11 protein-coding genes are annotated in these 13,828 nt (G+C 68.9%); 7 read left to right on the top strand and 4 right to left on the bottom strand.

Annotation, left to right across the window (positions count from 1 at the left end; genetic code table 11):
* Positions 1–9 precede the first annotated feature (9 nt).
* From ROV93_RS16120 to ROV93_RS16095, 6 genes are read left to right on the top strand one after another with little or no spacing between them, the layout of a single operon-like run.
* Positions 10–699 (top strand): RDD family protein, encoded by a 690-nt coding sequence (locus ROV93_RS16120; RefSeq protein ID WP_072168016.1) that lies wholly within the window; start codon positions 10–12, stop codon positions 697–699.
* The gene (locus tag ROV93_RS16115) at positions 696–1,688 is read left to right on the top strand and encodes a stage II sporulation protein M (protein WP_072168017.1); all 993 of its coding nucleotides are present in this window, start codon (positions 696–698) and stop codon (positions 1,686–1,688) included. Before ROV93_RS16120 ends, ROV93_RS16115 begins: the two co-directional genes overlap by 4 nt.
* On the top strand, positions 1,678–3,294 hold the full coding sequence (locus ROV93_RS16110) for a DUF4129 domain-containing protein (RefSeq protein ID WP_072168018.1): 1,617 nt from the start codon (positions 1,678–1,680) through the stop codon (positions 3,292–3,294). Before ROV93_RS16115 ends, ROV93_RS16110 begins: the two co-directional genes overlap by 11 nt.
* On the top strand, positions 3,291–4,475 hold the full coding sequence (locus tag ROV93_RS16105; protein ID WP_072168019.1) for a DUF4350 domain-containing protein: 1,185 nt from the start codon (positions 3,291–3,293) through the stop codon (positions 4,473–4,475). Before ROV93_RS16110 ends, ROV93_RS16105 begins: the two co-directional genes overlap by 4 nt.
* Positions 4,472–5,458 (top strand): MoxR family ATPase, encoded by a 987-nt coding sequence (locus ROV93_RS16100; protein WP_072168020.1) that lies wholly within the window; start codon positions 4,472–4,474, stop codon positions 5,456–5,458. Before ROV93_RS16105 ends, ROV93_RS16100 begins: the two co-directional genes overlap by 4 nt.
* A complete protein-coding gene (locus ROV93_RS16095; RefSeq protein ID WP_072168021.1) occupies positions 5,455–6,753 on the top strand; it encodes a DUF58 domain-containing protein in 1,299 nt (432 codons plus the stop codon). Before ROV93_RS16100 ends, ROV93_RS16095 begins: the two co-directional genes overlap by 4 nt.
* Positions 6,754–6,838: 85 nt before the next feature.
* On the opposite strand, the gene ROV93_RS16090 is transcribed toward ROV93_RS16095, so the two are convergent.
* The 3 genes from ROV93_RS16090 to ROV93_RS16080 are packed head-to-tail and all read right to left on the bottom strand — an operon-like array spanning position 6,839 to position 9,244.
* The gene (locus tag ROV93_RS16090; RefSeq protein ID WP_072168022.1) at positions 6,839–7,486 is read right to left on the bottom strand and encodes a hypothetical protein; all 648 of its coding nucleotides are present in this window, start codon (positions 7,484–7,486) and stop codon (positions 6,839–6,841) included.
* On the bottom strand, positions 7,486–8,664 hold the full coding sequence (locus ROV93_RS16085) for a glutathionylspermidine synthase family protein (protein WP_061479010.1): 1,179 nt from the start codon (positions 8,662–8,664) through the stop codon (positions 7,486–7,488). Before ROV93_RS16085 ends, ROV93_RS16090 begins: the two co-directional genes overlap by 1 nt.
* 7 nt (positions 8,665–8,671) lie before the next feature.
* Positions 8,672–9,244 (bottom strand): DUF1190 domain-containing protein, encoded by a 573-nt coding sequence (locus tag ROV93_RS16080; RefSeq protein ID WP_005420172.1) that lies wholly within the window; start codon positions 9,242–9,244, stop codon positions 8,672–8,674.
* Positions 9,245–9,704: 460 nt separating this feature from the next.
* Between ROV93_RS16080 and ilvD the strand changes: the two genes are divergently transcribed.
* On the top strand, positions 9,705–11,543 hold the full coding sequence (gene ilvD, locus ROV93_RS16075) for a dihydroxy-acid dehydratase (protein WP_072168023.1): 1,839 nt from the start codon (positions 9,705–9,707) through the stop codon (positions 11,541–11,543).
* Between the two features lie 105 nt (positions 11,544–11,648).
* Here the strand turns inward: ilvD and dinG are convergent, their stop codons facing one another.
* A complete protein-coding gene (gene dinG / locus ROV93_RS16070; protein WP_072168024.1) occupies positions 11,649–13,751 on the bottom strand; it encodes an ATP-dependent DNA helicase DinG in 2,103 nt (700 codons plus the stop codon).
* Positions 13,752–13,828 lie beyond the last annotated feature (77 nt).

Raw genomic sequence — 13,828 nt, 5'->3', positions numbered from 1 at the left:
ATCGCACTGATGGCCGCACCGATGCTCGATACCTACCGCGAGGTGGTGACGCCGGAGGGTGTGCCGCTGCAGCTGCCGGCAGCCGGCCCGGTGCCACGGGCGATGGCGTGGCTGGTGGATCTGGGCGTGCGCATCGCGGTGCTGGTGGTGATGTCGATTCCACTGGCACTGCTGGATTCGTTCGGCTCCGGGCTCGGCCTGGTGCTGATGTTCCTGGTGTACTGGGCCTACCCGATCGTCTGCGAAGCGCTGTGGGGCCGTACCCTCGGCAAGCGCGCGCTGGGCCTGCGCGTGCTTGCGCGCGATGGCGCGCCGGTAGGCTGGATGGCTGCCATCACCCGCAACCTGCTGCGCACCGTGGACATGCTGCCGTTCGGCTATGCACTGGGCCTGATCAGCAGCCTGTTCGATCCCCATGGCCGTCGCCTGGGCGATCTGGTGGCCGGCACCGTGGTGGTGCATGCGCCCGCGCTGTACCTGCCGCCTCCGCCCACCATCGACAGCGTGCTGGCCCCGCCGCAGCCGCTGCGACCGGAAGAGCAGGCCGCGCTGATGGCCTTCGCCGAGCGCGCGCCACGGCTGTCGGCGGCCCGCCAGCAGGAACTGGCCGGCATCGCCGAACCGCTGACCGGCACCCACGGCCAGGTCGGCGTACTGCGCCTGTATGCCATGGCCAACTGGCTGTTGGGGCGGCGATGAAGCAGGAACAGTTCGTCGCCCGCTACCAGCAGGAATGGCAGGACCTGGAACACTGGCTGCTGCTGCGTGCTGGTGCTGCGCGCCGCACGCGGCGCAAGGCCAGCGCGCTGGCAGTGGACGACGCCGCCTTCCCGCAGCGCTACCGGCGCCTATGCCAGCAGCTGGCACTGGCCCGCGAGCGCGGCTACAGCCCGCAGCTGGTGCAGCGCCTGCAGCAGTTGATGCAGCAGGGCCACAGTGTGCTGTACCGCACGCCGCCGACGCGCTGGCGCGGTGCACTTGAATTCCTGATGGCCGACTTCCCGCTGCTGGTGCGCAGCCAGGCGCGCAGCATGTGGGTGGCACTGGCGATGTTCGCGCTGCCGGCGGTGGCCTGCTTCGTGCTGGCGCAGCTCGACCCGGACCTGATCCACATGGTGATGGACAACCGCCAGATCGCCGAGATGGAGCGCATGTACGATCCAGCGGCCGAACGCCTCGGGCGTGACAGCGGCACGGACTGGATGATGTTCGGCCACTACATCCTGAACAACATCAGCATCGCCCTGCGTACCTTCGCCAGTGGCCTGCTGGCCGGCCTGGGCACGCTGCTGGTGCTGCTGTTCAACGGCGTGATCATCGGTTCAGTGGCCGGCCACCTGCAGCACATCGGCCATGGCGATCCGTTCTGGCGCTTCGTCGCAGGCCATGGTGCGTTCGAGCTGACCGCGATCGTGATCGCCGGCGGTGCCGGCCTGCAGCTGGGCATGAAACTGCTGGCCCCCGGCCGGCGCAGCCGCCTGGATGCCCTGGTCGAAGGCGGCCGCATCGGGGCCCGGCTGTGCCTGGGCGTGGCGTTCATGCTGCTGGTGGCCGCGTTCATCGAAGCGTTCTGGTCGTCGATTGCCGAAGTGCCGGCGTGGGGCAAGTTCAGCGTGGCCGGCGTGCTGTGGGCCGGCGTGCTGCTGTGGCTGTGGCGCGGCGGGCGCGGAGGCGGCAATGCGCATTGACCGCCTGGACGTGGCGCTGCGCGCGCGCAGTGGCTGGGAAGCAATGGAGCTGGGCAGCGCCCTGTCGCGCCGCCACGCACGTGCGGTATGGGGCAGCTGGCTGCTGGCCAGTGCGCCGCTGTTCGTGATCTTCAACGCGTTGGGCTGGTGGCTGGATGCGTTCGGCTGGGCCTGGCTGGCGATGTGGTGGTGCAAGCCGCTGTTCGAGCGCGCACCGCTGTACGTGCTGTCGCGCGGCATCTTCGGTGAGCCGTTGGGCGCGCTGGCAGCGCTGCGTGCGCAGCGCAGCTGGGGCAATGCAGGCTTCTGGGGCTACCTGGGCTGGCGCCGCTTCAGCGTGCTGCGCAGCCTGTGCCTGCCGGTGAACCTGCTGGAAGGCAGCGCGCCGGCCCAGCGCGGTGCACGCCGCCGCGCCGTGGCGGCCGGTGCCGCGGGCGCCGCCGTCGTGCTGACCGTGGCCTGCATGGCCTTTGAAGGCGTGCTGGTGTCCGGCGCGATCGGCGCGGTGTTCATGTTCATGCCACTGGAGCTGATGTCCGAATCATGGCGTGCCGCATGGGACATGATCGGCCAGGACACGCCTGCCTGGGCGCAGCTGGGCTTCAACCTGGCGTGCTGGCTGGCATCGGTGCTGATCGGACCGTTCTATGTCGGCGCCGGCTTCGGCCTGTACTTGAACCGGCGTACGCAGATGGAAGCGTGGGATGTGGAGATCGCCCTGCGCCGCCTGCGCGAGCGGCTGCTGCCGGCAGCATCGACGCTGGCGCTGCTGCTGTGCCTTGCCCTGCCGCTGGCCTCCGCGCCAGTGCATGCGCAGGACGCGCAGACAGTCGCTGAGCAGGCCGACGGTGCCAAAGAGGACGAGGACCGTGCGGAAGAACCCGCCACTGCGGCCAACGATCCGGCCAATACGCCGACGATGATCTTCGGTGCGGCGCCGGTGGACACCGCCGGTTTCCGCCAGGCGGTGAACCGCGCCTATGAGGATCCGCTGCAGCGCCCGACCCGCCAGGTCACGCGCTGGAAGCCGATCGAACAGGCCGAGGAAAAAAAGAAGGAAGACAAGACGCTGCAGAGCGACCGCAGCAGCAAGGGCGAGCGCAGCAACCGCAAGGCCGGCATTGCCTGGCTGGCGCGCCTGGCCGAGTGGGGCCTGTGGGGCCTGCTGGGCGTCCTGCTGCTGGTGCTGTTGTTGACCGCCCGTCTGTGGCTGCCGTGGCTGCGCGGCAGTGGCCGGCGCAAGGCCGAGGCTGCACCACAGGTAGTGGTGGAACAGGTGGAGTTGCCGGTCGTGCTGCCGCCGGACGTGGCCACCCAGGCCGGCCTGCTGTGGGACCAGGGCCGGCCACGTCAGGCGCTGGCCCTGCTGTACCGCGCCAGCGTACGCACCGTGGGCGAGCGCAGCGGCATCGCGCTTCCGCCCGGTGCCACCGAAGCGCAATGCCTGCGCGCGTCGCGGCGCATGCCCGATGCCACCGACCGTGACCTGTTCGCGCGCATCGTGCGCATGTGGCAGTACGCCGCCTACGGTGGCCGCCTGCCCAGCCGCGCCGATTTCGATGCACTGGCCGACACGCTGCGCCAGCAATACCGGTGGCTGGCATGAGCCCGCGCCTGTTCTGGTCGCTGTTGCTGGGCGGGCTGGTGCTGCTCGGCGTACCGCTGACGATCCTCTTTCTGCGCACGCATGAGCGGGTGACCGAGACCGTGCAGCTGCCGCCGCAGGGCGAAGCTGGCTACAACCCGCTGTACGTGCTTGGCCAGGCACTGCGCGCCGATGGCATCGACGTGCACTCGCGGCCGCGGCTGGACCTGCAGCAGATGGCGCTGGGTCCGCGCGATACGGTGGTGCTGCTACAGGACAGCAGCGAACTGCCGGCACCGGCGGCCAGGGCCCTGCTGGCCTGGGTCGATGGTGGTGGCCATCTGCTGGTTCGTACGCCGCCACCCGCAGAGGACGACGCCAGCAGTACGCAGGGACCGCTGCTGGACCAGCTCGGCGTGGACAGCCTGTACCAGCAGAGCGACTGCCAGCCGTTCCACGTCATCGACGATCCCAGCCATGTGGAGTTCTGCGGTGGTCGCCGCTTCACGCTGGGCTTTGCCGCCCGTACACAAGCCGAACGGCGTTGGGGCAACGAGCGCAACCTGGTGTTCGCGCGACTGCGCCACGGGCAGGGCAAGGTGAGCGTGCTGGCCGACATGGAGTTCATGCGCGGCGAGGTGGATTCGCCGGCAGCACGCCTGGCGTCGGCTGCGGGCAAGGCCAGCGACGGCCTGCACGATCTCTCGCACCGCGACCTGACCCGTTATCTGCTCGATCCGAACTACGGCAAGGGTACTTTCTGGCTGGTCTACGCCAGCCGCCCGCCGTCGCTGTGGGCGCGCCTGTTCTACCAGGGCTGGCCGGTGTGGGCGCCGCTGCTGCTGGCCCTGCTGGGCTGGCTGTGGGGCCGTTCGCAACGCTTCGGCAGCCGCCTGCCGTCGCCGGTGCTGGAACGCCGCTCGCTGCTGGAACACGTGCGGGCCAGCGGCGAGCTGCTGCTGCGCTTCGGCCACGGCGCGCGCCTGTACCACGCCGTGCTCGCCCTGTTCCTGCATCGCCTGCGCCTGCGCGCACCGGTGGCTGCAGCACTGGAGGGCGCCCCCCGCGAACAGGCCATCGCCGAACTGCTGAAGTGGCCGCAAGACCGCGTTGCCAGCGCGCTCACGCCCCCTCCGCCGCACGATTCCTCCGCCCTGCGCGAGCGCATCCGCTTGCTGCTCCAGATGAGATCCCTGCTATGACCGAAGTCCCCGAGCTGCCGGCGGCCGCCAACGCCCGCCTGATCGAACGCGTCGATGCCATCCGCGATGCCGTCGGCCACGCCTTCATTGGCCAGGCCGATGTACTGGACCAGATCCTGGTGGCGCTGCTGGCCGGTGGCCACGTGCTGATCGAGGGCGTGCCCGGGCTGGGCAAGACCCTGCTGGTGCGCGCACTGGCACAGGCCCTGGAACTGGATTACGGCCGCGTGCAGTTCACCCCCGACCTGATGCCCAGCGACGTCAGTGGCCATGCGGTGTACGACCCGAAGAGCGAGAGCTTCAGGATCCGCCGTGGCCCGGTGTTCACCAACCTGCTGTTGGCCGACGAGATCAACCGTGCGCCGGCCAAGACCCAGTCGGCACTGCTGGAAGTGATGCAGGAAGGCCAGGTGACCATCGAAGGCAAGGCGTTCACCCTGGCGCCGCCGTTCATGGCGCTGGCCACGCAGAACCCGCTGGAGCAGGAAGGCACCTACCCGCTGCCAGAGGCACAGCTGGACCGCTTCCTGCTGAAGGTGCTGATCGACTACCCGCAACTGGAGGACGAGAAGCGCATGGTGACCGCGATCACCAGTGGCCGTGCCGCCAGCGACTTCGACCTGAGCCAGGTGCCGCGTGTACTGGGGGCTGGCGAGCTGCTGGAACTGCAACGTGCGACCGCGGCGATCACCGTCGATGACGAAGTGATCGACTACGCGGTGCGGATTGTGGCGGCGACCCGGCAGTGGCCGGGCGTCGCGGTCGGCGCCGGCCCACGCGGCAGCATCGCGCTGGTGCGTGCCTCGCGTGCGCAGGCGGTGCTGGCCGGCCGTGACTTCGTCACGCCCGACGACGTGCGCGACATCGCACGCCCGGCGCTGCGCCACCGCATTGCACTGGCCCCGGAGCTGCAGATCGAAGGCCAGGACGCCGACGACGTGCTGGGCGCACTGTTGGCCAAGGTGGAAGCACCGCGCCGATGAGGCCTGCCCCGCTGCTGCTGGCGCTGCTGCTGGCCTGGGCCGCCCTGGGCGGCCTGGTGCTGGGCGGGTTGCTTCCGCGCTGGAGCTGGGCGCTGGCCGCGGCGGCCATCGCGTTGCCTGCGCTGTTCGACCTGTGGCGGCAATCGCGGCGTCCGTCGCCTCAGGTACAGCGCGAACTGCCCGAAGCGCTGGCGCTGGGCGTGCGCCGCGAGGCGGCGCTGCGGCTGCAGGCCGAGCAAGCGATGACGGTGCAGGTGTTCGACCTGGTCCCCGGCGGCTGGCCGCTGGAATCGCTGCCACAGCGCGTGCGCCTGCGGGCCGGTAGCGCCTCCACGCTGCACTATCACCTGCAGCCGCTGCAGCGCGGGCACTTCCGCTTCGAAGGCGTGCACCTGCGCATGCGCTCGCCGTGGCGCCTGTGGTGGCAGCAACGCACGCTGCCGCCCGTACTGGACGTGCGGGTCTATCCGAACTTCGTCCCGCTCACGCGCTTTGCGTTGTTCAGTGCCGACCAGGCCTCGCGGCTGGTCGGTGCACACGTGAAGCGCCGCCGTGGTGAAGGCACCGACTTCCACCAGATGCGCGAGTATCGCGTCGGCGACAGCCTGCGCCAGCTGGACTGGAAGGCCACCGCGCGTGCGCGCAAGCTGATCTCGCGCGAGTACCAGGACGAGAAGAACCAGCAGTTGCTGCTGATGCTCGACAGTGGCCGGCGCATGCTGGCCAGCGAAGGCGGGCTCTCGCATTTCGACCATGCCTTGAATGCCTCGCTGGTTGTGGCCTACCTGGCGCTGCGCCAGGGCGATGCCGCCGGCCTGTTCGCTGCCGGTGGCGAACGCCGCTGGGTCGCGCCGCAGCGCGGCATGGGCACGGTCGAGCACCTGCTGCGCGCAAGCTACGACCTGCAGCCACGCGCGGTGGCCACCGATTACCTGGCCGCTGCCACCGAGGTGTCGCTGCGCCAGCGCCGGCGAGCACTGGTGATGCTGGTCAGCAACGTGCGCGACGAGGACATCGAAGACCTGCTGGCGGCGGTGCGCCTGCTGCAGCGGCGCCACCTGGTGTGCGTGGCCAGCCTGCGCGAGCGCGAGCTGGACGGCGTGCTGGAGGGCGAAGTGCAGACACTGGAAGACGCCACCCAGGCCGGTGCCGCCGCGCTGTACCTGCAGCAGCGCGCGAAGGCGCACGAAGCGCTGCGCAGCGAGAAGGTGATGGTGCTGGACGTCACCGCCGACGCCCTGCCCGGCGCGCTGGTGGAGCGCTACCTGGCGGTGAAGCGCGAAGGGCGGCTCTGAGCCGAGCGCGGGCTCGGCTCTACAAGAATCGGGTTGTCTGTAGCGCCGAGCCCATGCTCGGCTGCCGGCCAGCGGCCGGCACTACCTACCCCTGCAGCAAGCGCCGCTGCAACCGCTCCACCGCACGCTGCAGCAGCACCCGGTTGCGGGCCAGCTTCATCCACTGCGGCAGGCGCGAGAACATGGATCGATGATGGCCGCGGCCCTCGCGCAGCGTCGCGCCCGCGTATTCGTGCAGTGCCTGCAGATGTTCGGCGTTGTAGGCCCACAGCAGGCCCGCGCGGGTCGATTCGACCAGGCGCAGCGGCAGACCGAAATGCGGATCGGCAGGCTCGGCGTCACGCAGGGGACGCGTCAACACCGTGACCTCGGTGCTGCGATCGCACTGTGCGCATCGGGCGGGGAAGGATGCAGGCGCGGGGATGCCGGCGGGAATCGGCCGACACACATGCAGCCACTGATGCCCGCAGAATCCACAGGGCTGGCGGCCCAGAATGCGGACTGCACCCACCCAGTCGCCGCTGTCCAATGCAGCGCTGCAAGCGGTGCAGCGGAAACGCGCGGTCCATCGATAGGGTTCCCAGCGGGCGATCACCCAACCGGGGGCATCGCAGCGGTGGCAACGCACCGCGACGCGGTCCGCGAAGGCCTGCAGGCTGCGCCCGTCATCGAAATGCCGGCCCGGCGCGGGCGTGGCACGCCCATGCCGGCCAGGCCAACGCCGCACCGTCATCAGACGTAGATCCGCGTCGGCGCCTCGTCGACGATCGCGTGCGGCACGAACCGCGCACTGTCGCGGGTGATCGCGCTGTCGTCCTCGCGGATGCCGATGCCGCAGGCGTGGTCACCCACCACCCAGCTGCCGATCAGCGGGTAACCGCCTTCGAAGCGGGTCAACGGATGGGCGCGCTGGATGATCGCCGGGCCGTCGTAGGGACCGTCGCTGCGCTGGGTGCTGCCATCGGCCAGGTGCATCTCGATGTTGGCACCTTCGCGCGAGAACAGCGGCTTGCGCACCCAGCCCGACGCCAGCGCGCTGCCGTCATCGAAGTGCGCCTCCAGCAGGTTCGGATGGCCCACGTTGCGCTGCCACAGCAGCGGCAGGATGCCCTTGTTGCTCAGCACCGCCTTCCACGCCGGCTCCAGCAGCTGCACGCCCGAACCGGGCAGCGCGCGGCCGAATTCCTCGGCCATCAGGTCTTCCAGCGGATACAGCTTGAACAGCGTGCCGATCACCGAATCATCCAGCGCGGTGAAGCGGCCATCCTCGGACAGGCCGATGTCCTCGATCGCGATGGCCTGGCCATGCAGGCCGGCCTGCGACGCGCAGTCGCGCAGGTACTCGACCGTGCCGCGGTCTTCTTCCGAGCTTCCCACCGCGCTGAAGTACAGCGGCGGCGGCAGCTGCGTGGCCAGTTCGCCGAAGCGCTCGACCAGTGCCTCATGGATCGCATTGAACTGGTCGGCATGCTGCGGCAGGCGGCCGGCGTTGCGCTGGTCTTCCAGCCACTGCCACTGGAAGAAGCTGGCCTCGAACAGCGAGGTCGGCGTGTCGTAGTTCAGCTCGTACAGCTTGGCCGGACCGGTGCCGTCGTAGGCCAGGTCCAGGCGGCCGTAAAGGTGCGGCTGGCGCTGGCGCCAGCTGTCGGCGATCCAGTCGCGGTAATGCGACGGAATCGCCAGCTGGTCCATCAACCGCTCGCTGCCGATGACATCACCGACCAGATCCAGCGCCATCTGGTGCAGCTCGGCACTGGGGTCTTCGATGTCCTGTTCGATCTGGCGCAGGGTGAACGCGTAGTACGCGCTTTCATCCCAGTAGGGCTGGCCATCGATGGTATGGAAACGGAAACCCGCTTCCTCCGCGCGTGCCCGCCACTGGGCACGCTCGGCAATCCGGATGCGCTGCATGGGTCGATCAGCCGCCGTAGCTGCCGCTGGTGCTGCGGCGTGCGCTGGTGTTGCCGAAGCCACCACGGCTGGCAGTGACCGCACGGTTCGGCTCGCTGGTGACCGGCGCCAGGCCGGCCTTGCCGGCACCGATGCCGCTGGCGGTGTTCAGGCCACCGGTGCCGCCCGGTGCCGGGCGCGCCCAGCCAGCGTTCTTGTCCTGGTAAGCCGGTGCCGACGCCGGCGCCTGCGGGGCGAGGCCGCCGCGGTTGCTCAGCATCTGCGACATGAAGAAGCCCATCATCATCGGGCCGATGAACGAGGTGCCGGCCGAGGTGTGCTGCTGCACGCACTGCTCCGGCTTGTAATCCTTCTCGCAGGCTTCCTTGCTGGCGTACTTCGGCGCCGCATCGGCGGCCTGCTTCTGCGCTTCGGCAAAGGCATTGCGGCACGACGACGGATCACCGGTGGCCTCGGTGCAGGCCTCGACCGAGGTGTACAGGCCTTCCTGCACCTTCACCTCCGGCTCCTTCTGGCAGGCGGTGAACAGCAGCGGCGCAGCGCTCATCAGCAGCAGCGCGGTGGTGCGGGAACGTTTCATGGCCTCATGCCCTGTATACGGATCAATGCCCAATGATGCCAAATCCTCACCAACAACCGGAATCGGCAAAGTGGGAAAGATGAACGGAATTTCATTTTCGTCGTTCCCCATCAGCCACGCATGACGTGGATCCATCGTGTCGACCAAGGTCGACACCTACCAAGGGCAGAGCGCCGGCCCCAACAGATCGCAGCAAACTGTCGAAGGCGGGGTGGGTCCGGTTGCGGGGGCGTGAGCGCCATGGATGGCGCGACCGAGGCTACATGGATGTACTTGCGCCGTCCCCGCAACCGGACCCACCCCGCTGTCCCACGGAATGCCCGCCTTTGACGTTGACGTTGCCTCTGCGGGTGCCGGGCGCAGCCCGGCCGGACCATCTCCGGTGGTTGCAGCAGCAACCGAAAAAATTGGCCATGATCGGCTGACCCCCACGTCGTACGGCCCGCCCGTTCCGCCCGCCATGCCCGAATACCGTTCCCGCACCTCCACCGCCGGCCGCAACATGGCCGGCGCCCGCGCCCTGTGGCGTGCCACCGGCATGAAGGACGGCGACTTCCACAAGCCGATCATTGCCATCGCCAACTCCTTCACCCAGTTCGTGCCCGGCCACGTGCACCTGAAGGACCTCGGCCAGCTGGTCGCGCGCGAAATCGAACAGGTCGGTGGCGTCGCCAAGGAATTCAACACCATCGCCGTGGACGACGGCATCGCGATGGGCCACGACGGGATGCTGTATTCGCTGCCCAGCCGCGAGATCATCGCCGACGCCGTGGAGTACATGGTCAACGCGCACTGCGCCGACGCGCTGGTGTGCATCAGCAACTGCGACAAGATCACCCCCGGCATGCTGATGGCTGCGCTGCGCCTGGACATCCCGGTGGTGTTCGTCTCCGGCGGGCCGATGGAAGCGGGCAAGACAAAGCTGTCCGAGCACAAGCTGGACCTGGTCGATGCGATGGTGGTGGCCGCCGATGACAGCGCCTCCGACGAGAAAGTCGCCGCGTTCGAGCGCAGCGCCTGCCCCACCTGCGGCTCCTGCTCGGGCATGTTCACCGCCAACTCGATGAACTGCCTGACCGAAGCGCTGGGCCTGTCGCTGCCCGGCAACGGCACTACGCTGGCCACCCATGCCGACCGCGAGGCGCTGTTCCGCCGCGCCGGCCGCCTGATCGTCGAGCTCTGCCATCGCTGGTACGGCGGCGAAGACCCGAGCGCGCTGCCGCGCGGGATCGCCACCCAGGCCGCGTTCGCCAACGCGATGACCCTGGACATCGCCATGGGCGGCTCCACCAACACCATCCTGCATCTGCTGGCCGCAGCGCAGGAAGCGGAGGTCGACTTCGACCTGACCCACATCGACGCGCTGTCGCGACGCGTCCCGCAGCTGTGCAAGGTGGCGCCGAACACACCGAAGTACCACATCGAGGACGTGCACCGCGCCGGCGGCGTGTTCGGCATCCTCGGTGAGCTGGATCGCGCCGGCCTGCTCGATACCACAGTGCCGACCGTGCACAGCGCCAGCCTGGCCGAGGCGCTGGAGCGCTGGGACGTGGTGCGCAGTGACAACGACACCCTGCACACTTTCTTCAAGGCCGGTCCGGCCGGCATCCCCACCCAGGAGGCCTTCAGCCAGGCCACGCGCTGGCCCGCGCTGGACCTGGACCGCGCCGAGGGCTGCATCCGCTCGCTGCAACATGCGTATTCGCTGGAAGGTGGCCTGGCTGTGCTGCGCGGCAATCTGGCCGTCGATGGCTGCGTGGTGAAAACCGCCGGCGTGGACGAATCGATCCATGTGTTCGAAGGCCCCGCACGCGTCTACGAAAGCCAGGACGCCGCCGTCGCCGGCATCCTCGCCGACGAGGTGCAGCCGGGCGAGGTGGTGGTGATCCGCTACGAAGGGCCGAAGGGCGGCCCGGGCATGCAGGAGATGCTGTACCCGACCAGCTACCTGAAGTCGAAGGGACTGGGCAAGCAGTGCGCGCTGCTCACCGATGGCCGCTTCTCCGGTGGCACCTCGGGGTTGTCGATCGGCCACGTTTCGCCGGAAGCGGCCAGTGGCGGCGCGATCGGGCTTGTGGAAGACGGTGACCGCATCCGCATCGACATCCCGGCCCGCCGCATCGACCTGTTGCTGGATGAGACCACGCTGGTCCAGCGCCGCAGCGAGGCCGATGCACGCGGCTGGAAACCGCGTGCGCCGCGCCCGCGCAAGGTCACCAGCGCGTTGAAGGCCTACGCCCTGCTCGCCACCAGTGCCGACAAGGGCGCCGTACGCAACACCGCCCTGCTCGGCGATTGATCCCGATCCGGTAGTGCCGGCCGCTGGCCGGCATCTTAAAGAAAGGGACGGAGGGGATTAAGTCGTTTGTGCCTCAAACGACTTAATCCCCTCCGTCCCCTTTTTTCAGCCGATCACGCGCTTGAACGGCGGCAGCGCGTCGATGATGCGCTTGCCGTAGCGGCGGGTCAGCAGCCGCGAATCGAGGATGATCACGCGGCCGGTGTCGGTGGAGGTGCGGATCAGGCGGCCGGCGAACTGGGTCAGCGTGCGCAGCGCATGCGGAATGGCGATCAGGTTGAAGGCATTCAGCCCACGCCCCTCGAACCATTCGCTGAGCGTGGCGGTCTGCGGATCAGTCGGCACCGCGAACGGTACCTGGGTGATCACCACCGTGGTGCAGGCTTCGCCGGGCAGGTCGAGGCCTTCGCCGAACGAGTTCAGGCCGAACAGTACCGAGCCTTCGCCGGCAGCGACGCGGCGCAGGTGCTCTTCGATCAGCCGGGTCTTGGACATCTCGCCCTGCACCAGCACCTGCTTGCGCCGCGCGGCCGGCATCAGGCCGGCCACCTTTTCCATCTTCCAGCGTGAGGTGAACAGCACCATCGAGCCCTTGGCCCAGTCCAACTCGGTGTCCAGGTAGCGCGCCACTTCGCGGGGATGGCCTTCGCGATCGTCGGGGGTGACCGGAAACTTCGGCACGATCAGCTCGGCCTGGTTGGGCAGGTCGAACGGCGACGACAGCGAGACCATCTCGGCCTCCTCGGGGATGCCGTTGTCGATCGCCAGCGACTGGAAATCGCCACCACCGGTCAGCGTCGCCGAGGTCATCACCACCGAATCCACTTCATCCCACAGCAGCTTGCGCAGCACGTGCGCGGCCGACACCGGCGAGCCGTGCAGCACCAGGTCGCCGTCGCGGGTGGCGGTGACCCAGCGCGCCATCGGCGGCGCGCCGTCCTTGTCCTCGCGGCGCCACGCCTGCCACAGGTTGTACTGTTGCTCGATCATTTCCAGCGCCATGCCCAGGTTGCGCTGCAGGCGCTCGCGCGCGGCATCGTCCGGCTTGCCCTTGGCCACCTGCGCGGTGGCGGCATGCGCCCAGTTGTAGAGGCTGCGGGTCTCGTCGGCCAGTGCCTCGATCGGCTCGCGCCAGGCCTCGGGCAGGCGTCCATTGGCCGCACGCCACATCGGCTCCTCGTCCGCCGGCGCCGGCATCCACACCCGCTCGATGTGATCGCGGAACGCGCGCAGCTGCTTGGCGACGTTGCTGGCCACCTCGATCGCTTCGTTCGGCAGCAGGTTGCCGAGGCGGTCCTTGTCGACCGCGCGGTAGGCACCGGCAATCAGGATCTGCAGGCGGCCTGTACGCTTGGCCATTTCATCCAGCGCCAGGCTGGCCGCGCCCTGGTCGATCGCCACGTTGCCGATGTGATGGCCTTCGTCCAGCACCAGCAGCATGTCCGACGGCGGCGCGATCAACGGCTGACCGTTGTCGCTGTCGCCGATCGACAGCGCCGACAGCAGCAGCGCGTGGTTGGTGACCACGATCTGCGCATCGCGCACGGTATTGCGCGAACGCAGCACCGCGCACTGCGCCGAATACGCACAACGGCGCCCGGCGCAGCCCGAAGCCGGCGTGGTGATGCGGCTGCGCAGGCCGGGGCTGATGGTCTCCGGCGCATTGTCGATATCGCCGTCCCAGCTGCCGCCGGTAAAGGCATCGGTCAGGCGCTTGGCGATGTCCATCTCGATCGGCGCCAGCGGCCGGTCGAACAGTGGTGCATCCTCCTCGAACATGCCGCCCTGCGAGCCCTCGCCCTGTGCTTCGGCCGCGTTGCGCGTGCACAGGTAGCGGGTACGTCCCTTGGCCAGCGCCACGGTTGCTTCCAGGCCGGTGGCCTTGAGGAAATTCGGGATATCCCGCTCGACCAGCTGCGACTGCAGCGCCACGGTGCCGGTGCTGATCACCAGCTTCTTCCTGGTGGCCAGCGCAATCGGTACGCCCGCGGTGAGGTAACCCAGGCTCTTGCCGACGCCGGTCGGCGCCTCGACCACGCCAACGCCGCCGCTCTTCGACAGCGCGCGCGACACCACGCCGATCATCTGGCTCTGCGAACGGCGGGTGGAGAAGCCGGGAGTATTGGCCTGCAGCGTCGTGTACGCCTTGCGGATCGCGTCCTTCAAGGTGTCATCGAGCGTGCGCGGAGCGGCGACGGTTTCGGTCACGCCGGGAATTACCGTGGCTGGATCGGGCCGGTCATTGTCGCATGGCCGGCCATGTCCGCCGCCGCTGGCTGCCTGAA

Origin of the sequence: Stenotrophomonas maltophilia group sp. msm4 (genome assembly GCF_032025605.1) — a bacterium.
GTDB classification, from domain to species: Bacteria; Pseudomonadota; Gammaproteobacteria; order Xanthomonadales; family Xanthomonadaceae; genus Stenotrophomonas; species Stenotrophomonas sepilia.
The sequence above is the reverse complement of the archived record's forward strand: the minus strand, read 5'-3'. Positions and strand labels throughout refer to the sequence as shown.

Excerpts from the sequence above, each read along its gene's own strand:
- ROV93_RS16120 (WP_072168016.1), top strand. The coding sequence starts at position 10 with ATGGCCGCACCGATGCTCGATACCTACCGCGAGGTGGTGACGCCGGAG.
- ROV93_RS16115 (WP_072168017.1), top strand. The coding sequence starts at position 696 with ATGAAGCAGGAACAGTTCGTCGCCCGCTACCAGCAGGAATGGCAGGAC.
- ROV93_RS16110 (WP_072168018.1), top strand. The coding sequence starts at position 1,678 with ATGCGCATTGACCGCCTGGACGTGGCGCTGCGCGCGCGCAGTGGCTGG.
- ROV93_RS16105 (WP_072168019.1), top strand. The coding sequence starts at position 3,291 with ATGAGCCCGCGCCTGTTCTGGTCGCTGTTGCTGGGCGGGCTGGTGCTG.
- ROV93_RS16100 (WP_072168020.1), top strand. The coding sequence starts at position 4,472 with ATGACCGAAGTCCCCGAGCTGCCGGCGGCCGCCAACGCCCGCCTGATC.
- ROV93_RS16095 (WP_072168021.1), top strand. The coding sequence starts at position 5,455 with ATGAGGCCTGCCCCGCTGCTGCTGGCGCTGCTGCTGGCCTGGGCCGCC.
- ROV93_RS16090 (WP_072168022.1), bottom strand. The coding sequence starts at position 7,486 with ATGACGGTGCGGCGTTGGCCTGGCCGGCATGGGCGTGCCACGCCCGCG.
- ROV93_RS16085 (WP_061479010.1), bottom strand. The coding sequence starts at position 8,664 with ATGCAGCGCATCCGGATTGCCGAGCGTGCCCAGTGGCGGGCACGCGCG.
- ROV93_RS16080 (WP_005420172.1), bottom strand. The coding sequence starts at position 9,244 with ATGAAACGTTCCCGCACCACCGCGCTGCTGCTGATGAGCGCTGCGCCG.
- ilvD (WP_072168023.1), top strand. The coding sequence starts at position 9,705 with ATGCCCGAATACCGTTCCCGCACCTCCACCGCCGGCCGCAACATGGCC.